The following is an 18,631-nucleotide window of genomic DNA, read 5'->3' on the forward strand; positions in this document are numbered from 1 at the left end:
GGCGACATGCCCTGCAGTTCCACCAGCCGCAGCCCGACCAGCGGATGCCGGAAGCGCTTCGTCGACTGGCGGCGCAGCGACACCACCGATCGCCACGTCGGCCAGCGCCGGCGCCGTCGGCCGGCCCCGGCCGACCCGCCGCGTGGGATCGGCCAGGGCGTCGGCCGTCATCCCTGGGCCCGGAGCACGTCCCGTAGCCAGCCGTAGGACGCCTTCGGGGTCCTGGTGAGCGCCGCGGAATCCTCGAAGTTCACGTGCACCAGGCCGAACCGGCGCGCATATCCCTCGGCCCACTCGAAGTTGTCGAGCAGCGACCAGACGAAGTACCCGCGTACGTCCACGCCCGCCTCGACCGCCCGGTGCAGGGCGCGGATGTGGCCGTCCAGGTAGGCGATCCGCTCCTGGTCGTCGATGCCCTCGTACGAGCAGCCGTTCTCGGTGATGACGATCGGCGGGAGCCGGTCGCCGTACCGTTCCCGGAACCCGGTGAGCAGCTCCGTCAGGGCCTCGGGGACCACCGGCCAGCCGAAGTCCGTCGTCGGCACACCGTCGATCTGCCGTACCGAGAAGGGCAGTTCGGCGGGCATGCTCACCCCGCCGAACTCGATCTCGGTGCCCTGCGGGGCGCCCACGCGGGTCGGCGCGTAGTAGTTGACGCCGTAGAAGTCGAGCGGCTCCGCGATGACCTTCAGGTCCGCCTGGACGTCTCCCGGCATCAGCTCGCCGATGCCGTCCGGGTACCGGCCCAGCAGCAGTGGGTCGGCGAACAGCCGGTTGAGCAGCAGGTCGTAGAAGTCCGCCGCCTCCAGGTCCGCCTGTTCCCCCGACGCCGGCCAGGTCGGCCCGTGCGAGTTGGCGATCCCGATGTCCGTGGCGCCGGCCGCGCGCAGGGCCCGTACGGCGAGACCGTGGGCCAGGAGCTGGTGGTGGGCGACGGGCAGCGCGTCGAACAGCAGCTTCCTGCCCGGCGCATGGGTGCCGAGGGCGTGGCCCAGCAGGGTGTGCTCGGCGGGCTCGTTGACCGTGATCCACTTCCGCACGCGGTCGCCCAGGCGCTCGGCGACCACGGTCACGTACTCGGCGAAGCGCGCGGCCGTGTCCCGGTCGAGCCAGTCCAGCGCGACCGGCAGGTCCCAGTGGAACAGCGTCGGCACCGGCCGTACGCCCGCCGCGCACAGCTCGTCCACCAGGCGGTCGTAGAAGTCGAGGCCCTTCGGCGCGTTCACCCGGGGCCACGAGATCGAGAAGCGGTACGCGCCCACGCCCAGGTCGGCAAGGAGCGCCACGTCCTCCGGGTAGCGGTGGTAGTGGTCGCAGGCCACCTCGGCCGTGGAGCCGTCCTTCACCCTTCCCGGCTCGGCCGTGAAGGCGTCCCACACGGACCTGTCGCGCTCGTCGGCCGCGCCCTCGATCTGGTGGGCCGAGGTCGAGACGCCCCACAGGAAGCCGGCCGGGAACTGGGGTATCGGGTCAGTCGCCATGCGCCGGATCATCCGTACCGGCGGTAACGGAAGTCAACGCCCCGGCGGGAACTGACCGTTACGCGCCTTCCTTCAGCACCCTGGAGATCAGCTTGCGTTGCTCGTCGGTGAGCCGGGGGTCGGCGCAGTAGACCGTCCGGCCGTCCACGGTGATCTGGTAGCTGAAGCCGTCCGGGACCCCGACGGGGGGCGTGCCCCGGCCGGCCGCGATCGCGCGCTCGGCCAGGGCGTGCCACTCCTGGGCGTCGGGCCGCCCGGAGGTGTCCACCTCGGCGTGCCGCTCGATGCCCGCGAATCCGCCCGTGCGCCGTACCTGAATACGCATGGGTCCCTTCTAGTACGGACTCACGAGATCCGCACCCCGACCTGCTCCCACGCCTTCGACACGGCCCGCAACTCGTCGCCGCCGTCGCCGAAGCGCTCCCGCGCGGCCTTGACGGTCAGCTTGGCGAAGTCGGTGAACATGGCCCGGTCCGACAGCTCGCCGCCGGTCAGGACGTCGTACCAGATCTGCCCCGCCTTCTCCCAGGCGTGGCCGCCGAGCGCGGTGGCGGCCAGGTAGAAGGCGTGGTTGGGGATGCCGGAGTTGATGTGGACGCCGCCGTTGTCGCGGCCGGTGCGGACGTAGTCGGCCATGGTCGCGGGCTGCGGGTCCTTGCCGAGGACGTCGTCGTCGTACGCGCTGCCCGGTTCCTTCATGGAGCGCAGGGCCTTGCCCGACACGCTGGGGGCGAGCAGCCCGGCACCGATGAGCCAGTCGGCCTCGGCGGCGGTCTGGCCGAGCGTGTACTGCTTGATGAGCGCGCCGAAGACGTCCGACATGGACTCGTTCAGGGCGCCCGGCTGGCCGTAGTAGGTGAGGTTGGCCGTGTACTGGGTGACGCCGTGGGAGAGCTCGTGGCCGATGACGTCGATCGGGATGGTGAAGTCGAGGAAGATCTCCCCGTCACCGTCGCCGAACACCATCTGCTCGCCGTTCCAGAAGGCGTTGTTGTAGTTCTCGTCGTAGTGGACGGTGGCGTCCAGGGGCAGGCCGTCGCCGTCGATGGAGTGCCGCCGGTACGCCTTGAGGAACAGGTCGAAGGTGGCGCCGAGGCCGGAGTAGGCGCGGTTGACCGTGGCGTCCTGGCCGGGTGCGGAGCCCTCACCGCGGACCTTGGTGCCGGGCAGTGCGGTCTTGTGCTCGGCGTCGTAGATCGTGCGCAGCGGCTGGTCCGACGGTGCCTTCGCCGTCGGGGCGGCCGCGAGGGCGAACTCGGTCGTGACGCGGCGCCTGCCGCGCAGCTCGCTGTCGCGCATCAGGGTCCGGCGAGCCGGGCCGGAGAGTGCGGGGTCGTCGTTGCGGGCCAGTGTGTCGAGGACGTGCGGCGGCACGACGGTGCAGAAGACGGGCTCGAAGCCCCCGTTGGTCGTCATGCCCGGCACCATTGCACTGAGTCATGGGTCTGTCACTAGTAGCAACCATGATTGGTGAAATATGCGGACAGGAGCGGCACGCTACGTGACGAAGTGATAGGGCGAAGTGGCATGGCGCACTTTTTGTCCTGTTCGTCCTCCGGGTCCCGCATACTGATACGACGCCCCGCACAGGGAGCGGCTCGGCTAGCATGCTTCGCATCATGCGTTTCGGGCTGCTTCTTCTTAGCTGCCGCGGCGAGGGCCTGTAGTCCAGGTCGACTCCCTCCCCGCGGAGCTTGGCGTTGCGTCGTCGGCCGTCCTTCCGGACACCCTGAGGAGCCCGAAGCATCATGGCGAACCGCCAGCAGCCCAGCCCCATGCCGATCCACAAGTACGGCCGCTACGAGCAGGTCGACATCCCCGACCGCACCTGGCCGGACAACCGGATCACCGTCGCCCCCCGCTGGCTCTCCACGGACCTGCGCGACGGCAACCAGGCCCTGATCGACCCGATGTCGCCCGAGCGCAAGCGCCGGATGTTCGACCAGCTGGTCAAGATGGGCTACAAGGAGATCGAGGTCGGCTTCCCGGCGTCGGGACAGACGGACTTCGACTTCGTGCGCTCCATCATCGAGGAGCCGGGCGCGATCCCCGACGACGTCACCATCTCCGTACTGACCCAGGCCCGCGAGGACCTGATCGAGCGCACGGTGGAGTCCCTCAAGGGCGCCAAGCGCGCGACCGTCCACCTGTACAACGCCACCGCGCCGGTCTTCCGCCGGGTGGTCTTCCGCGGCTCCAAGGACGACATCAAGCAGATCGCCGTCGACGGCACCCGCCTGGTGATGGAGTACGCGGAGAAGCTGCTGGGCCCGGAGACGGAATTCGGCTACCAGTACTCGCCCGAGATCTTCACCGACACCGAGCTGGACTTCGCGCTGGAGGTCTGCGAGGCGGTCATGGACGTCTGGCAGCCCGGTCCGGACCGCGAGATCATCCTCAACCTGCCCGCCACGGTGGAGCGTTCGACGCCGTCCACGCACGCGGACCGCTTCGAGTGGATGAGCCGCAACCTCTCCCGCCGCGAGTACGTCTGCGTCTCCGTCCACCCGCACAACGACCGCGGTACGGCCGTCGCCGCCGCCGAGCTGGCGCTGATGGCCGGCGCCGACCGCGTCGAGGGCTGTCTGTTCGGGCAGGGCGAGCGCACCGGCAACGTCGACCTGGTCACCCTGGGCATGAACCTGTTCTCCCAGGGCGTCGACCCGCAGATCGACTTCTCCGACATCGACGAGATCCGTCGTACGTGGGAGTACTGCAACCAGATGGAGGTCCACCCGCGCCACCCGTACGTGGGCGACCTGGTCTACACGTCCTTCTCCGGCTCCCACCAGGACGCCATCAAGAAGGGCTTCGACGCGATGGAGGCCGACGCGGCCGCCAAGGGCGTCACCGTGGACGACATCGAGTGGGCCGTGCCGTACCTGCCGATCGACCCGAAGGACGTCGGCCGCTCCTACGAGGCCGTCATCCGCGTCAACTCGCAGTCCGGCAAGGGCGGTATCGCCTACGTCCTGAAGAACGACCACAAGCTGGACCTGCCGCGCCGGATGCAGATCGAGTTCTCCAAGCTCATCCAGGCGAAGACGGACGCCGAGGGCGGCGAGGTCACCGGCGGCGACATCTGGGCGGTCTTCCAGGACGAGTACCTGCCGAACCCGGACAACCCCTGGGGTCGGATCCAGGTCAAGAACAACCAGTCGACCACCGACACCGACGGCGTGGACACGCTGAAGGTGGAGGCCACGGTCGACGGCGAGGACACCGTCCTGACCGGCTCGGGCAACGGTCCGATCTCGGCCTTCTTCGACGCCCTGCAGTCCATCGGCATCGACGTACGCCTGCTGGACTACCAGGAGCACACGCTGGCCGAGGGCGCGTCCGCGCAGGCCGCCTCGTACATCGAGTGCGCGATCGACGGCAAGGTCCTGTGGGGCATCGGCATCGACGCGAACACGACGCGTGCCTCACTGAAGGCGGTTGTGTCGGCGGTCAACCGGGCGGCTCGGTAACCAGTCCGACCGGTGGTTTGAGCCCCGTTCGCCGTTCGTTCGGCGGGCGGGGCTCCGTCGTGATTCGGCCATTGACCTGTGCAGGTCACGGAAAGGTCTCGTCCGGGGTGCTGACTCCGCGTCCGTGATGTGGCTAACATCACGCAAGCGCGGCGATGTGGCCGCGTGGTTACGGAGGTGCGACGTGCTGCCAGGACGGGGACGAGACGGCCGTGCCGCCAGGGCTGCGCGCATCCTGGGCACCCGCACCGCGTGGTCGCCCATCGGCGACGGCGAGTTCTTCTGCCCCGGATGCGGGGGCGACCGCAACTACCAGCGGCTGACCGGGCACCGCCGCTTCACCGTCCTCGGCGTGCCCCTGCTGCCGCGCGGCGAGACCGCACCCGTCGTGGAGTGCGCGGCCTGCCGACGCCACTTCGGCACCGACGTCCTCGACCATCCGACCACCACCCGCTTCTCCGCGATGCTCCGCGACGCCGTCCACACCGTCGCCCTCGCGGTCCTGGCGGCGGGCGGCACCTGCGCCCGTCCGTCCCTGGAGACCGCGGCGGCCACCGTGCGCGCGGCCGGGTTCGACGACTGCACGGAGGAACAGCTCAACGCCCTCGTCGAGGCACTGGCGGCGGACACAGGGCGGGTCTTCTCCGAGCCCTGCGGGGCCGGGCTGGCCATAGAGCTCCATGAGGCCCTCGACCCGCTGGCCCCCCATCTCGCCCCGGCCGGCCGTGAGTCCATCCTGCTCCAGGGCGCCCGGATCGCCCTGGCCGACGGGCCGTACACACCCGCCGAGCGTGACGTCCTGGCGACGGTCGGCGCCGCCCTCGCCATCCGCGCCGAGGACGTGACCCGGCTGCTGGCCGCCGCGGCCCGGACACCGTCGTAGAGGCGAACCCGGACGGTCAGCGGTATGCCGCGACCATCGGTGCGGCCAGGTCGACGACCAGCCGCAGACCGGCGCTGACGGCGGCGCGCGGCAGGTACAGCGGCGTGGCGGACAGCACGACGAGGCCGCCGGCGATGCCCACGGGGAGCCGGTCGAGGGCGGGAGTGACGTCGGAGTCGTCCGCGCCCGGATCGAACGGCTTGCGGGTGCCGCTGACGTCGATGCCCGGCAGGACGGCCGCGACGATCCCGATGACGTCGAGGCCGGGCAGTCCGGGCCGCCAGAGCGGTCCTCGCCATCCGCGCCGAGGACGTGACCCGGCTGCTGGCCGCCGCGGCCCGGACACCGTCGTAGAGGCGGAACCCGGACGGTCAGCGGTATGCCGCGACCATCGGTGCGGCCAGGTCGACGACCAGCCGCAGACCGGCGCTGACGGCGGCGCGCGGCAGGTACAGCGGCGAGCATTCCCGGGAAGCGGGTCCGGGGCCGGAGTACGGATCCTCAGGCCCCGCGCCGCCCCGCAGTACTCCCCGGGGAGTAATCGCCCCGTTCCGCCGCCCCCGGCAGTAGCCCCCAACTCGGCCTCCCGCCCGACGATCCGCCGCCCCCGCGCGGGGAGTCTGGAGACGAACCAGACACCCGACCGGAGGGAGACCCGTCACATGGGGGCCGCAAGGACAAGCACACGGCGAAGGCGTGCCGTGCCCTGGCTCGTGCTCGGGCTGTGGATCGCCGTGCTCGCGATCGCCTCGCCGTTCGCCTCGAAGCTGGCGGACGTCCAGCGCGACCGTGCCATCGACTACCTGCCGGCGAGCGCCGACTCCACCCAGGTCGCCAGGATCCAGGACCGGTTGCCCGGGGGCGAGGCCACCGAGATGGTCGTCGTCTACCACCGCGACGGCGGGCTGACCGCAGCCGACAAGGCCACCGCCGCCGACCAGATCGACCGGATCGCCGGCGCACACCGGCTCACCGGTGAACCGCGAGGCATCCCGTCCGAGGACGGCACCACCCTGATGTACCCGCTCGCCAGCACCGAGCCGGGCCAGGACGAGAAGGCCCGCGACGAACTGGTCAACTCCGTAAGGGACATGGCCAAGGGCGAGGACGGACTCGGCGTCGAGGTCGGCGGTGAGGCGGCGCTCGCCACCGACGCCACCGAGGTCTACAACTCGCTCGACGGACCGCTGCTCTACACCACCGCCGGGGTCGTCGCGCTGCTGCTGATCCTCATCTACCGCAGCCCGTTCCTGTGGCTGGTGCCGCTCGCCGTCGTGGGCATGGCCGACTACCTGTCGATGGGCGTCGCCTACGGTCTCCACCAGTGGTTCGGGACATCCGTGTCCGGCCAGAGCTCCGGCATCATGACGATCCTCGTCTTCGGCGCGGGGACGGACTACGCGCTGCTGCTCATCTCCCGCTACCGCGAGGAACTACGGCGCATCGAGCGGCCGTACGACGCCATGGTCACCGCGCTCAAGGGCTGCGGCCCCGCCGTGCTCGCCTCCTCCGGCACCGTGGCCGCCGGACTGCTGTGCCTGCTCGCCGCCGACCTCAACTCCAGCCGGGGCATGGGCCCGCTGGGCACGGTGGGTGTGCTGTGCGCGCTGGCCGCGATGCTGACCTTGCTGCCCGCGATCCTCGTCCTGCTCGGCCGGCGCGTGTTCTGGCCGCTCGTACCGCGCTACGGCAGCACGCCCAAGGCCCGTAAGTCCCTGTTCACCGCCATGGGCGGCTCCGCCGGACGCCGACCCCGCACCGTCCTCGCGGGCGGCGCCGTCCTGCTCGGCGTGCTCGCGCTCGGCGCGCTGAACCTGCCCCGCACCCTCAAGCAGGACGACTCCTTCACCAGCAAGCCCGACGCCGTCGCCGCCATGGAGACGCTCGCCATGGCCTACCCCGAGCGCGGCACCCAGCCCCTCACCGTCATCACACCGGAAGGCCGAGCCGACGACACGCTCGCCTCGATCGACGGCACCCGGGGCGTCGACAGCGCGCAGGAGGGCCGTACCGGAAACGGCTGGACCGAGATCTCCGTCCTCGCCACCGCCCCACCCCAGTCCGCCGGGGAGACCGCCACCATCGAGGCCCTGCGGGAGAAGCTCGACGGCTCCTACGTCGGCGGCCCGAGCGCGGAGCAGATCGACCTGAAGGACACCAACGCCCGGGACCGCCTCGTCGTCGTACCGATCGTGCTGCTGTCCGTGCTGCTGATCCTCGTCGCCCTGCTGCGCTCGCTCGTCGCCCCGCTCATCCTGGTGGCCGCCGTGGTCGCCGTGTGGGGCGCGGCGCTCGGCATCGGCGGACTCGTCTTCGGGCCGGTCTTCGGCTTCGAGGGCACCGACCCCGGGCTGGGCCTGCTGTCCTTCGTGTTCCTCGTCGCGCTGGGCGTCGACTACGGCATCTTCCTGATGCACCGGATGCGCGAGGAGTGCCTGAACGGCGCCGAACCGGCGTCGGCCGCGCTCACCGCGCTGCGCACGACGGGCGGGGTCATCGCGTCGGCCGGGCTCGTCCTCGCCGCCACCTTCGCGGTGCTCACCAGCATGCCGATGGTCGCGCTCGTCGAGTTGGGCTTCGTCATCGCGGTGGGCGTGCTGCTGGACACCTTCCTCGTCCGCACCTACCTGGTCACCAGCGCGAGCGTGGCGCTCGGCCGCACGATGTGGTGGCCGGGCGGGCTGTCCCGGGCGCCGAAGCCGCCGGTACGGCCGGAACGCCAGCCGGAGCCGGTGTGAGCCGACCACGCGCCGTCAGGGCACCCCTCCCCTCCCGGAGGGGTGCCCGCGTGGCGGAGGATGAGCCGATGCGGCAGACGACGAGAGCGGCGGGCCGGCCCCGCATGGGCGAGCGGATCATGGCGGCGATCAACCGCGACCCCCTGACCGCCCCGCACCGCACGCGCAACGACGCGCTGCTGGCCGTGGCGTGCGCCGCCCTCGCCGCGGTCATGGCCCTGGTCGGCGACAAGGGGACGCGGCCCGACGCGCTCGGCTGGACCCTGCTGCTCGCCGCGCATGCGCCTCTCGTGTGGCGGCGCCGCCGTCCGGTGCTCGTCCTGCTCGTGGTGATGGTCTGCATCACGCCGTACCACGCGTGGGAGAACAACCACGCCGCGCCCATCCTCGCGACCATGGTGGTGCTGTACACGGTCGCGGCCACCGGCACGGTGCGCCGCACCCTGATCGTCGGCGCCGCCGTCCTCGGCGTGACGCTGCTTCTCAACGCCCTCACCAACCCCGACGGGACCATGGAGGTCCTGCGGATCTCCGGCTGGGTCGTCGCGTTCCTCTTCTGCGGCATCGACGTCCGCTACTACCGCCAGTTCGTCGCCGCCATCGTCGAACGCGCCGAGCGGGCCGAACGCACCCGCGAGGAGGAGGCCCGCCGCCGGGTCGCCGAGGAGCGCCTGCGCATCGCCCGCGACCTGCACGACCTGCTGGCCCACAGCATCACCCTCATCGGCGTGCAGACGTCGGTGGCCGCCCATGTGCTGACCGCGGACCCCGAGCGCCTGGACCGCGAGACGGTCGCGAAGGCCCTGGACGACATCGCCGAGACCTGCCGCACGGCCCGCGGTGAACTCCGTACGACGCTGGAGGTGCTGCGCGACCAGGGCGCCGCCGGCGAGGCACGCGGCCCGCTGCCCGGGCTCGACGGCGTGCCGGACCTGGTGGCGGCGGCGCGGCTGTCCGGCGCCCGGGTGGAGACGGCGGTACGGGTGCGGCAGGCGCCGCCCGCCGTGGGCGCGGCCGCCTACCGGATCGTGCAGGAGGCGCTGACGAACGTCGTACGGCACGCGGGGCCCGAACCCGCCGTGCGCGTCGAGCTGTACGAGGAGCAGGGCGCCCTGCGCGTCTCGGTCACCGACGACGGCACCCGCCCGCCGGGCCCCGGCACCCGGAGCCCCGGCTACGGTCTGGCCGGCATGCGGGAGCGGGCGCGCAGCGTGGGTGGCACACTCGACGCCGGACCGCGCGACGAGGGGGGTTTCGAGGTGAGGGCCGTACTGCCCACCGGAACGGACCGGGAAGGAGCCCGATGATCCGCGTCCTGCTCGCGGACGACCAGACGCTCGTGCGGGAGGCGTTCGCCATGCTGGTCGACTCCGCCCCGGACATGGAGGTCGTCGGCCAGGCGGGCACCGGCCGGGAGGCCGCGGAACTCGCCCTGAGCGCCCGCGCCGACCTCGTCGTGATGGACATCCGCATGCCCGACCTCGACGGCATCGAGGCGACCCGCCTGATCGCGGCCGACGAGGACCTGGCCGGGGTGCGGGTGCTGGTCCTCACCACCTACGACACCGACGAGAACATCGTGGACGCGCTGCGCGCTGGCGCCTCCGGATTCCTCGTGAAGGACACGCGCCCGGCCGAACTCCTCGACGCCATCCGCACGGTGGCGGCCGGGGAGGCGCTGCTGTCACCGGGGCCGACGGCACGGCTGATCGAACGGTTCCTGCGCAGCCCGTCCGCGCCCACGACGGGCGGGCCCAACTGTCTGTCCGAGCGTGAACGCGAGGTGCTGACGCTGGTCGCGCGCGGGCTCAACAACACGGAGATCGCCGACGCGCTGGGCCTGAGCCCGCTCACCGCCAAGACCCACGTCAGCCGGATCATGGGCAAGCTGGGGGCGCGGGACCGGGCTCAGTTGGTCATCGTGGCGTACGAGTCGGGGATGGTGACACCGGGGACCCTGTGACGGACAGGTCAACGGGTCGTTCGGGGCGGCGAGGGCGAAGCCCGCTCACAGCAACCCGGCACCGGCCAGGAACTTCCCCACCCTCTCCACCTCCGCCGGCGACAACGGCACCTGCGGCTCCGCCGTCACCGGACAGTCGATGACCCCCCGCAGGAACAGCGCCGCCTTGAACGCGCCCAGCGCCGACGAGCTTCCCCCCATCCGCCCGGCGTCCCCGACGCGGACCATGCCGAACAAGGCGCACAGTCGCTCCTGTTCGACCCGCGCCCGTTCCCAGTCCCCGGCACGGCACAGCCGGTCGAGACGGACGTACCCCGCCGGATCGACGTTGGCGAGCCCCGGCACCGCCCCGTCGGCCCCCACCGCGAGGGCGGCGTCGACGAAGAGTTCCGAGCCGGTCAGCACGCTGAAGCCCCGGACGTCGGGCCGGGCGCGCGCACCGGTGACGACCTCGCGGAAACCGGCCAGGTCACCGCTGGAGTCCTTCAGGCCGGCCAGGACACCGTCGGCGGCGAGTTCGAGGATCACGTCGGCGGGGAGCTTGGTGTGCACGGCGGACGGGATGTCGTAGGCGATGACCGGGACCGCCGACGCCGCCGCGACCAGGCGGTAGTGGCGGGCGATCTCGGCGGGGTGGGTCCGGGCGTAGAAGGGAGCCGTCGCCACCACCGCGTCCGCGCCCGCCCCCGTGACCTCGCGTACGTGCTCCAGGACCCTCGGCGTCGTCATGTCGATCACGCCCGCCAGTACGGGGAGCCGACCGCCCACATGCCCCGACACCGCCTCTACCACCACCCGGCGCTGCCGGTCCGTCAGAAAGGCCGCCTCCGATGACGAGCCCAGCACGAACAGAGCGTGCACCCCGCCGTCCACCAGATGGTCGACCAGCCTGAGCAGCGACGGGACGTCCACCTCGCGGTCCGGTGTCAGGGGCGTGCAGACGGGCGGGACGACACCGGTGAGCGGGGTGGGGATCGTCATCAAGGCTCCTTGGCAAGGTTGCTCTGTCGTACGAGGTCGCGGGTGGCCTCGCCCTCCTCCACCGGATGGTGACACCGGTAACGATGCTCCGGGCTCGACGCGGCCGAGAACCCCGGCATCACCTCCGCACACACCCCGTCCGCCTTCCAGCACCGCGTCCGGAACGGGCACCCGCTCGGCGGCCGGGTCGCCGACGGGACCGGGCCGGCCAGCGGGATCGGGTCGATGGGGTCGAGCAGGCCGGGCGTCGCGGAGAAGAGGGCGCGGGTGTACGGGTGCCGGGAGCCGTCGGTGACCCGGTCCGCCGGGGCCTCCTCGACGATCCGGCCGAGGTACATGGTGATCACGCGGTCGCTCATCCTGCGCACCGTCTGGATGTCGTGCGAGACGAAGACGAGTGCCAGGCCCAGCCGCTCCTTCAGGTCCAGCAGCAGGTTCAGGATCTGGGCGCGGACCGACACGTCCAGCGCGCTCGTCGGCTCGTCCGCCACCACCAGGTCCGGATCCAGCGCCAACGCCCGTGCGATCGCGACGCGTTGGCGCTGGCCGCCCGACAACTGGCCGGGCAGGGCGTCGGCGAGGGCGCGGGGCAGCCCTACCAGGGACATCAACTCCCGTACCCGTTCCTCACGTTGGGGCCTGGTGCCCCGGTCGTGCACGTCCAGCGGGTCCCGCAGTACCTGCCGGACCGTCAGTCGCCGGTTCAGCGCCGTCGACGGGTCCTGGAAGATCATCCCGGTGCCGGCGCCCACCGCCGTCCTGCGCTCGGCCGGCGTCATGGCCCACAGGTCACGTCCCCGGAAGGCCACCGTCCCCGACGTCAGCCGCTGCACCCCCACCAGCACCTTCGCCAGCGTCGACTTGCCGCAGCCCGACTCGCCGACCACGCCCACCGTCTCGCCGGGCGCGATCGTGAGATCGGCGCCGGTCAGGGCGTACACCTTGTCCCGGGTGAACAGCCCGCCGCTGCGCGCCCTGTGCACCACGTGCGCGTCCGACAGCTCCACCAGCGCGTTCACTGGACGACCTCGCTTCCGGAGCGATCCTTCGGCGCCGGCAGGACCGCCGGGTGATGGCAGGCCGCCGTATGCGTCGGCGTGCCCACCAGGTCCGGTGCCGTCGTCCGGCACACCTCGCTCGCCAGCGGGCAGCGGTCCGCGAAACGGCAGCCCGCCGGGAAGTCGGCGGGGGAGGGGACCACGCCCTTGATCTGCGTCATCCGCTCCTGGGCCGACTCAAGAGAGAGCACGCTGCCGAGCAGCCCCCGCGTGTAGTGGTGTGCCGGTGCCTCCACCAGGTCCGCGGTCACGCCCGTCTCCACGATCTGGCCGCCGTACATCACCACCACCCGGTCGGTGACGTCGGCGACCAGCGCGAGGTCGTGCGAGACCAGGATCAGGGCGAACCCCAGCTCCTCCCGCAGCCTCAGCAGCAGCTCTATGATCTGCGCCTGCACGGTGACGTCCAGCGCGGTCGTCGGCTCGTCGGCGACGATCAGCTTCGGGTCGCGGGACAGGGCCATGGCGATCAGGACGCGCTGGCGCTGGCCGCCGGAGAGCTCGTGCGGGTAGCTGCGCAGGGTGCGTTCGGGGTCGAGGCCGACCATCGACAGCAGTTCGTGGGGCGTACGGCGGCCTCCGCGGCGTACGACCTGCTTGAGCTGGGAGCGGATCGTCATCGCCGGGTTCAGGGACGACAGGGCGTCCTGGTAGACCATCGCCATCTCGTGGCCCAGCAGCTTGCGCCGTACGCGCATCGGCTCGCCCACCAACTGCCGCTGGTCGAACCGGACATGACCGCGCACCCGGGCGCCCTTCGGCTCCAGCCCCATCACCGCGAGGGCGGTGAGCGACTTCCCGCAGCCCGACTCCCCGACCAGGCCCAGCACCTCACCGGGCCGCACCTCGAAGCTGATGCCGTCGACGATGTCCACGCCGCCGTGCCGGCCCTCGAACCCGATCGCCAGGTTCTCCACCGCGAGCACCGGCTGACCGCCCGGGTCGGGCAACGGCCGCGCCCGCGCTCGCAGCCGCGCCGCCGCCTCCGTGAGCCCCGGCAACTGGAGCACTTCGCCGCTGCCCGGCTCGGGCGCCTCCAGCCGGTCGTCGCCGTCCCGTACGTCGACCTCACGCGCCGACGGTGCCGCCCACGCGTCCGACACGCCCTCGGAGAGGATGTTCAGCGACAGGACGGTCACCAGCATCAGCAGCCCGGGGAAGACGGTCGCCCACCAGCCGCCGGTGAGCACCATGTTCTTGCCGTCCGCGATGACACTGCCCCAGGACGGGTCCGGTGGCCGTACGCCCGCGCCGATGAAGGACAGCGAAGCCTCGAAGACGATCGCCTCCGCCACCTGGACCGTGCAGAACACCAGCACCGGGGCGGCGCAGTTGATCGCCACGTGCCTGAGGACGATGTGCGGGGTGCGGGCGCCGATGACCCGTTCCGCCGTCACATAGTCCTCGCCGTACTGGTCGAGGACGTTGGCCCGCACCACCCTCGCCACCGGGGGTGTGAAGAGGAAGGCGATCGCGCAGATCAGGACCGTGATGCCGCCGCCGAAGACGGCGACCAGCACGGCGGCCAGCGCGATGCCGGGGAACGCCATCACCACGTCCAGGCAGCGCATCAGCGTCTCGTCGACGGCCTTGCGGGACGTGGCCGCGATGGCGCCGAGCAGGGCGCCCACGACGAGGGCCAGCCCGGTCGCACCGAGCCCGATCGCCAGCGACCAGCGGGCGCCGTACATCAGCCGGCTGAGGATGTCCCGGCCGAGGCTGTCCTGGCCCATCCAGTGCGCCGCGGACGGATGCCCCGTGCCGTCGACCGGTGGCTGCTGGTCGAGCGGGTCGTGCGGCGCCAGCACGGGGGCGAGCAGTGCCATCAGGACCACGACCGCCAGGAAGCAGACGGCGACCTTCGACAGCAGCGGCAGCCTGCGCCAGCCGCGCGGCCGGATGCCGGGCCGGGACAGCGCCGCGGCCAGGCGCTTGCGGTTGAACGTCACGTCGCCTCCCGCAGGCGCGGGTTGACCAGCAGATACAGGATGTCGATGACGAGGTTGACGACGACGAAGCCGGCGGCCGTCGTCAGGACCACGCCCTGGACGACCGCCGGGTCGCCGTTCTTCACGGCGTCGATCATCAGCTTCCCCATCCCGGGCAGCGAGAAGATCGTCTCGATGACGACCGCGCCGCCGAGGAGATAGCCGACGCGCAGGCCGAGGACGGTCAGCGGGTTGATCAGCGCGTTCCTGAGGACGTTCCGGCCGACGACGACCCGTGGCGGCAGCCCGCTGCCGATCGCCGTGCGGACGTAGTCCTTGTCCAGCTCCTCCACCACCGCCGTCCGCACGATCCGCGTGAGCTGCGCCGCCACCGGCAGCGACAGCGCGCAGGCGGGCAGGGTCATGGTCTTCAGCCAGCCGGTGAAGGAGTCCGCCGGGTTGATGTAGCCGCCGGTCGGGAACCAGCCGAGGTCGACGGCCAGGTACTGGATCATCAGCAGCGCCAGCCAGAAGCCGGGTGCCGCGACGCCCGTGAGGGAGACGACCCGGATGACCTGGTCGGGCAGGCGGTCCCGGTAGATGGCGGCCGTCACGCCGCCGACCAGGGACAGCACGACCGCGATGCCGAGGCCCAGGAAGGTGAGCTGGAGGGTCAGCGGCAGCGCGGTGGTGACCTGGTCGACGACCGGCGCCCGGGTCAGGGCGCTGGTGCCCATGTCGCCGTGGAGCAGGTCGCCGATGAAGGCGACGTAGCGGACGGGGAGGGGATCCAGCAGGCCGTTCTCCTCGCGGAAGTCGTGCAGTTGCTGGGCGGTGGGGTTCGCGCCCTGGAAGAACGCGGACGCCGGGTCGACGTCCGAGAACCGCATCACCAGGAACACGAACAGCACGATGCCGAGCATCAGCGGCACGAGCAGGAGGACGCGACGGGCCAGGATCCTGGCGACGGCGATCACGGAGAGACTCCCCTGGTGGTCACGCCCACTTGGCCTGGAGGAGGTTGATGCCGGGGTACGGCTGTGCCCTTATCCCGGTGAGCTGCTTCGGATCCCAGGCCGTCATCAGCTCGTTGTGGACGACCGGGTAGAGCACGGCCTGCTCGGCGACGACGTCGATGTAGTCCTGGACCATCGTCTTCTTCTTCTCGGGGTCCGGCTCCCGGGTGGCCCGCTCCATGTCCCTGAACAGCGCCTTGGCCGCGGCGTTGTCGGCCCACCGCGTGTACTGCATCCACAGGTTCTCGGGGCCGTAGTTGTAGTGCATGATCAGGTCGGCGTCGAGGCCGAACTGGTTGGGGTTCGAGGCGGCGGCGACGACCTGGTAGTCCTGCTTCTGGTCCATCTTCGTGAAGACGGCCGTGGTCTCCTGCGGGGAGAGGGTCGTCCGCACGCCGATCGCGTCCCAGGACGCCTTGACGGTCGGCAGGCAGTCCACGATCCAGCTCACGTTCACGGCCAGGATCTCGATCTCCAGCCCGCTGACCCCGGCCTCCTTCAGCAGCGCCTTCGCCTTGTCGGGGTCGTGGTCGTAGACGGTCTTGGCACGCCGGTAGCTGGGGTTGGACTCGTTCAGGAAGGAGCTCGACGGCTTCCCGTGCCCCTTCAGCGCCACCTCGACCATCTTCTCGGTGTCGATGGCGTAGTGCAGCGCCTGGCGGACGCGTACGTCGTCGAAGGGCTTGTGCCGGGTGTTGAACATCAGGAAGAGGTTGTTCATCCCGGCCCCGCCCGCGACCGTCAGCCCGCCGCTCTCCAGCTGCCCGATGTTGGCGTACGGGATGTTGTCCGCGATCTGCGCGCCGGCGCTGGCGCCCGAGATCCTCGCCACGCGGGGCGCGGCGTCCACGATGGTCAGCCAGTTCATCTTCTTGAAGGCGGGCTTGCGCGGGCCGTTGTAGTCGGCGAACGCCTCGAAGGTGGTGTTGGACTTCGGGTGGTGCGCGGTCTGCCGGTACGGCCCCGAGCCGATCGCCTTGCCCTTGATCGCCTCCTCCCAGGCGCCCGGCCGGGAGAAGACGTGCTTCGGCATGATCTTGGCCAGGGTGAGCCGCGAGATCCCGTCCGGGAAGGGGAACTTGAGCACCAGCTCGACGTTCCGCGCGTCGATCTTGCGCACCTCCTTCAGCCAGCTCGCGAAGAAGCCCTTGGCGAGGGTCTGCGTCTTCGGGTCGAGGATCCGGTCGAAGACGAAGACCACGTCGTCGGCCGTGACCGGCTTGCCGTCGTGGAACTTCGCGCCCGCCCGTAGCGTGAACTTCCACGACGTGCTGTTCGGGTCCGCCGGCACCTGGGTGGCGAGCGCCGCGTAGGGCTCGCGGGAGATCGGGTCGGTGTCGAGGAGCCCCTCGTAGATGTGGTTGTTGGCGGCCATGCAGAAGGCGGACGCCGTCTGGGTGGGGTCCCAGCTTCCGTCGTTGCCGTAGCCGATGACCGCGGTGAGCGTCCGGTCCTGGCCGCCGCCCCCGCCGGTCTCGTTCGTGGACTCGGGCCCCGACGAACAGGCCGACAGCGACGCGGAGACGGCGGCGGCCGCGCCCAGCGCGCCGGTGTGCTTCAGGAACGACCGGCGGTGCAGCGCCGGCACGTCGTGGGTCACGTCGCGCACGGGTCCTCCAGCGGTGGGTGGTGTGCTCCGGCGATGAGGTGGGTGAGGAGATACGACGTCCTACGTCCTGACGGTCAGCGCGACCATAGGTGGGGTGTGGGGGGCGGTCAAGGGATCTCACACGAATGGCGCATCTGCCACAGGTCGGACCAATGGCACTGTGAAATGGCCTGAGTTGACCCCTTGTCAGCACCGCGTCCGGCGGACGTGGGATGTGGGACGTCCGCTGCGCGTACCATGCGCCGCATGCCCGGGCAGCCCAGGAACACCCGTACGTCCGAGGAGTCCAGGAACAGCCGGATCCAGCGCCAGGTCATGGAGCTGATCATCGACCGCGGGCTCCAGGCCGGTGCCCTCCTGCCCACCGAGGCCGAGCTCATGGAGGACCTCCGCGTCAGCCGCAACAGCGTCCGCGAGGCGCTCAAGGCGCTCCAGGCCCTGGACATCGTGGAGATCAGGCACGGCTACGGCACGTACGTCGGCCAGGCCTCGCTCACTCCGCTCGTCGACGGGCTGACCTTTCGCACGCTCGCCCGGAGCGACCACGACACGGGTGCCCTCGCCGAGATCCTCCAGGTGCGGGAGGTCCTGGAGGAGGGGCTGATCCGGAGGGTGGCGGCGACGGTCACCGAGGCGGAGCTGGACCGGCTGGAAGGGGTGGTGGCGAGGATGGAGGCGGCGGGCCGGGCCGGGCGGGCCTTCCCCGAACTGGACCGTGAGTTCCACGAGTTGCTCTACGCCTCGCTCGGCAACGACCTCGTCCCGCAGCTCCTGGCCGCCTTCTGGACGGTCTTCCGGCGCGTCTGCGGCGCCCGCGGCCGGCCGGACGACCCCGCACCCGAACTCACCGCCCGCCGCCACCGCGCCATCGTCACGGCCCTGCGCGCCCGGGACGTGGCGGGGGCACAGCGGGCGATGGCCGTGCACTTCCGGGAGATCGAGGAGCGGGCGGGACGGGCTCGCGCGGGGTCGGCCGACGCGGAACAGGTGGCCGGACCGATCAGGAATCGAGAAGCGCGGCCCCCCGGCCACGGCTAGCGTGACGGGCATGGACATCTCGATTCACGCCAGCTTTCTTCCGCACGACGACCCGGACGCGTCCCTGGCCTTCTATCGCGACGCCCTCGGCTTCGAGGTCCGTACCGATGTCGGGCAGGGCAAGATGCGCTGGATCACGGTCGGCCCCCCCGGCCGGCCGGACACGTCCATCCTCCTGGCGCCGCCGGCCACCGACCCCGGGATCACCGAGGACGAGCGCCGCACGATCGCCGAGATGATGGCCAAGGGCACCTACGGCTGGATCCTGCTGGCCACCCCGAACGTCGACGACACCTTCGAGAAGGTGCAGGCCGGCGGCGCCGAGGTGGTCCAGGAGCCGATCGACCAGCCGTACGGCATCCGCGACTGCGCCTTCCGCGATCCCGCGGGCAACCTGATCCGCATCCAGCAGCGGAGCTGAGCTGAGCCGTCCGGCCACCGCGGCCCCACCGCGCCCCACCGCAGC

At 71.3% G+C, this 18,631-nt stretch carries 16 protein-coding genes; 7 read left to right on the forward strand and 9 right to left on the reverse strand.

Translation table 11 applies throughout. The features are described 5' to 3' along the window. Nucleotides 1–167: 167 nt before the first annotated feature. The 3 genes from ABZ078_RS08500 to ABZ078_RS08510 are packed head-to-tail and all read right to left on the reverse strand — an operon-like array spanning nt 168 to nt 2,897. Nucleotides 168–1,493, reverse strand: a complete 1,326-nt coding sequence (locus ABZ078_RS08500) for a GH1 family beta-glucosidase (RefSeq protein ID WP_356572949.1) — start codon at nt 1,491–1,493, stop codon at nt 168–170. A gap of 46 nt (nt 1,494–1,539) precedes the next feature. Next, nucleotides 1,540–1,806, reverse strand: a complete 267-nt coding sequence (locus tag ABZ078_RS08505) for a protealysin inhibitor emfourin (RefSeq protein WP_356572951.1) — start codon at nt 1,804–1,806, stop codon at nt 1,540–1,542. A 20-nt stretch (nt 1,807–1,826) separates the two neighbouring features. Next, the gene (locus ABZ078_RS08510; RefSeq protein ID WP_356572953.1) at nt 1,827–2,897 is read right to left on the reverse strand and encodes a M4 family metallopeptidase; all 1,071 of its coding nucleotides are present in this window, start codon (nt 2,895–2,897) and stop codon (nt 1,827–1,829) included. 332 nt (nt 2,898–3,229) lie between these two features. Between ABZ078_RS08510 and leuA the strand changes: the two genes are divergently transcribed. Next, the gene (gene leuA / locus ABZ078_RS08515; protein WP_356572955.1) at nt 3,230–4,951 is read left to right on the forward strand and encodes a 2-isopropylmalate synthase; all 1,722 of its coding nucleotides are present in this window, start codon (nt 3,230–3,232) and stop codon (nt 4,949–4,951) included. Between the two features lie 184 nt (nt 4,952–5,135). Then, nucleotides 5,136–5,834: a TerB family tellurite resistance protein gene (locus ABZ078_RS08520; RefSeq protein ID WP_356572957.1), complete on the forward strand. Its 699-nt coding sequence runs from the start codon at nt 5,136–5,138 to the stop codon at nt 5,832–5,834. Nucleotides 5,835–5,850: 16 nt separating this feature from the next. Here ABZ078_RS08520 and ABZ078_RS08525 read toward each other — a convergent pair whose 3' ends face one another. Next, on the reverse strand, nt 5,851–6,180 hold the full coding sequence (locus tag ABZ078_RS08525) for a hypothetical protein (RefSeq protein WP_356572959.1): 330 nt from the start codon (nt 6,178–6,180) through the stop codon (nt 5,851–5,853). Between the two features lie 316 nt (nt 6,181–6,496). Here ABZ078_RS08525 and ABZ078_RS08530 point away from each other — a divergent pair, with 316 nt between their 5' ends. The 3 genes from ABZ078_RS08530 to ABZ078_RS08540 all read left to right on the forward strand — a co-directional run bounded on the left by ABZ078_RS08530 (nt 6,497) and on the right by ABZ078_RS08540 (nt 10,535). Continuing rightward, a complete protein-coding gene (locus ABZ078_RS08530; RefSeq protein ID WP_356572961.1) occupies nt 6,497–8,572 on the forward strand; it encodes an MMPL family transporter in 2,076 nt (691 codons plus the stop codon). A 68-nt stretch (nt 8,573–8,640) separates the two neighbouring features. Then, complete coding sequence (locus tag ABZ078_RS08535; protein WP_356572963.1) at nt 8,641–9,879, forward strand: histidine kinase; 1,239 nt, start codon at nt 8,641–8,643, stop codon at nt 9,877–9,879. Continuing rightward, the gene (locus ABZ078_RS08540; RefSeq protein ID WP_356572965.1) at nt 9,876–10,535 is read left to right on the forward strand and encodes a response regulator transcription factor; all 660 of its coding nucleotides are present in this window, start codon (nt 9,876–9,878) and stop codon (nt 10,533–10,535) included. Before ABZ078_RS08535 ends, ABZ078_RS08540 begins: the two co-directional genes overlap by 4 nt. 45 nt (nt 10,536–10,580) lie before the next feature. Here the strand turns inward: ABZ078_RS08540 and ABZ078_RS08545 are convergent, their stop codons facing one another. From ABZ078_RS08545 to ABZ078_RS08565, 5 genes are read right to left on the reverse strand one after another with little or no spacing between them, the layout of a single operon-like run. After that, a complete protein-coding gene (locus ABZ078_RS08545; RefSeq protein ID WP_356572967.1) occupies nt 10,581–11,516 on the reverse strand; it encodes a dihydrodipicolinate synthase family protein in 936 nt (311 codons plus the stop codon). Continuing rightward, the gene (locus tag ABZ078_RS08550; RefSeq protein WP_356572969.1) at nt 11,516–12,535 is read right to left on the reverse strand and encodes an ABC transporter ATP-binding protein; all 1,020 of its coding nucleotides are present in this window, start codon (nt 12,533–12,535) and stop codon (nt 11,516–11,518) included. Before ABZ078_RS08550 ends, ABZ078_RS08545 begins: the two co-directional genes overlap by 1 nt. Beyond that, a complete protein-coding gene (locus ABZ078_RS08555; protein WP_356572971.1) occupies nt 12,532–14,523 on the reverse strand; it encodes a dipeptide/oligopeptide/nickel ABC transporter permease/ATP-binding protein in 1,992 nt (663 codons plus the stop codon). The genes ABZ078_RS08550 and ABZ078_RS08555 overlap by 4 nt, the downstream gene beginning before the upstream one ends. Beyond that, nucleotides 14,520–15,479 (reverse strand): ABC transporter permease, encoded by a 960-nt coding sequence (locus tag ABZ078_RS08560; protein WP_356572973.1) that lies wholly within the window; start codon nt 15,477–15,479, stop codon nt 14,520–14,522. Before ABZ078_RS08560 ends, ABZ078_RS08555 begins: the two co-directional genes overlap by 4 nt. A gap of 19 nt (nt 15,480–15,498) precedes the next feature. Next, nucleotides 15,499–17,127, reverse strand: a complete 1,629-nt coding sequence (locus ABZ078_RS08565) for an ABC transporter substrate-binding protein (protein ID WP_356572975.1) — start codon at nt 17,125–17,127, stop codon at nt 15,499–15,501. A gap of 246 nt (nt 17,128–17,373) precedes the next feature. Between ABZ078_RS08565 and ABZ078_RS08570 the strand changes: the two genes are divergently transcribed. Beyond that, on the forward strand, nt 17,374–18,165 hold the full coding sequence (locus tag ABZ078_RS08570; protein ID WP_356572977.1) for a FadR/GntR family transcriptional regulator: 792 nt from the start codon (nt 17,374–17,376) through the stop codon (nt 18,163–18,165). A gap of 10 nt (nt 18,166–18,175) precedes the next feature. Further along, a complete protein-coding gene (locus tag ABZ078_RS08575; RefSeq protein ID WP_356572979.1) occupies nt 18,176–18,586 on the forward strand; it encodes a VOC family protein in 411 nt (136 codons plus the stop codon). Nucleotides 18,587–18,631: the final 45 nt, after the last annotated feature.

Origin of the sequence: Streptomyces sp. NPDC006385, assembly GCF_040612485.1 — a bacterium.
Lineage (GTDB): Bacteria > Actinomycetota > Actinomycetes > Streptomycetales > Streptomycetaceae > Streptomyces.

Excerpts from the sequence above, each read along its gene's own strand:
- ABZ078_RS08505 (WP_356572951.1), bottom strand. The coding sequence starts at position 1,806 with ATGCGTATTCAGGTACGGCGCACGGGCGGATTCGCGGGCATCGAGCGG.
- ABZ078_RS08510 (WP_356572953.1), bottom strand. The coding sequence starts at position 2,897 with ATGACGACCAACGGGGGCTTCGAGCCCGTCTTCTGCACCGTCGTGCCG.
- leuA (WP_356572955.1), top strand. The coding sequence starts at position 3,230 with ATGGCGAACCGCCAGCAGCCCAGCCCCATGCCGATCCACAAGTACGGC.
- ABZ078_RS08575 (WP_356572979.1), top strand. The coding sequence starts at position 18,176 with ATGGACATCTCGATTCACGCCAGCTTTCTTCCGCACGACGACCCGGAC.
- ABZ078_RS08535 (WP_356572963.1), top strand. The coding sequence starts at position 8,641 with ATGCGGCAGACGACGAGAGCGGCGGGCCGGCCCCGCATGGGCGAGCGG.
- ABZ078_RS08545 (WP_356572967.1), bottom strand. The coding sequence starts at position 11,516 with ATGACGATCCCCACCCCGCTCACCGGTGTCGTCCCGCCCGTCTGCACG.
- ABZ078_RS08500 (WP_356572949.1), bottom strand. The coding sequence starts at position 1,493 with ATGATCCGGCGCATGGCGACTGACCCGATACCCCAGTTCCCGGCCGGC.
- ABZ078_RS08540 (WP_356572965.1), top strand. The coding sequence starts at position 9,876 with ATGATCCGCGTCCTGCTCGCGGACGACCAGACGCTCGTGCGGGAGGCG.
- ABZ078_RS08530 (WP_356572961.1), top strand. The coding sequence starts at position 6,497 with ATGGGGGCCGCAAGGACAAGCACACGGCGAAGGCGTGCCGTGCCCTGG.
- ABZ078_RS08570 (WP_356572977.1), top strand. The coding sequence starts at position 17,374 with ATGCCCGGGCAGCCCAGGAACACCCGTACGTCCGAGGAGTCCAGGAAC.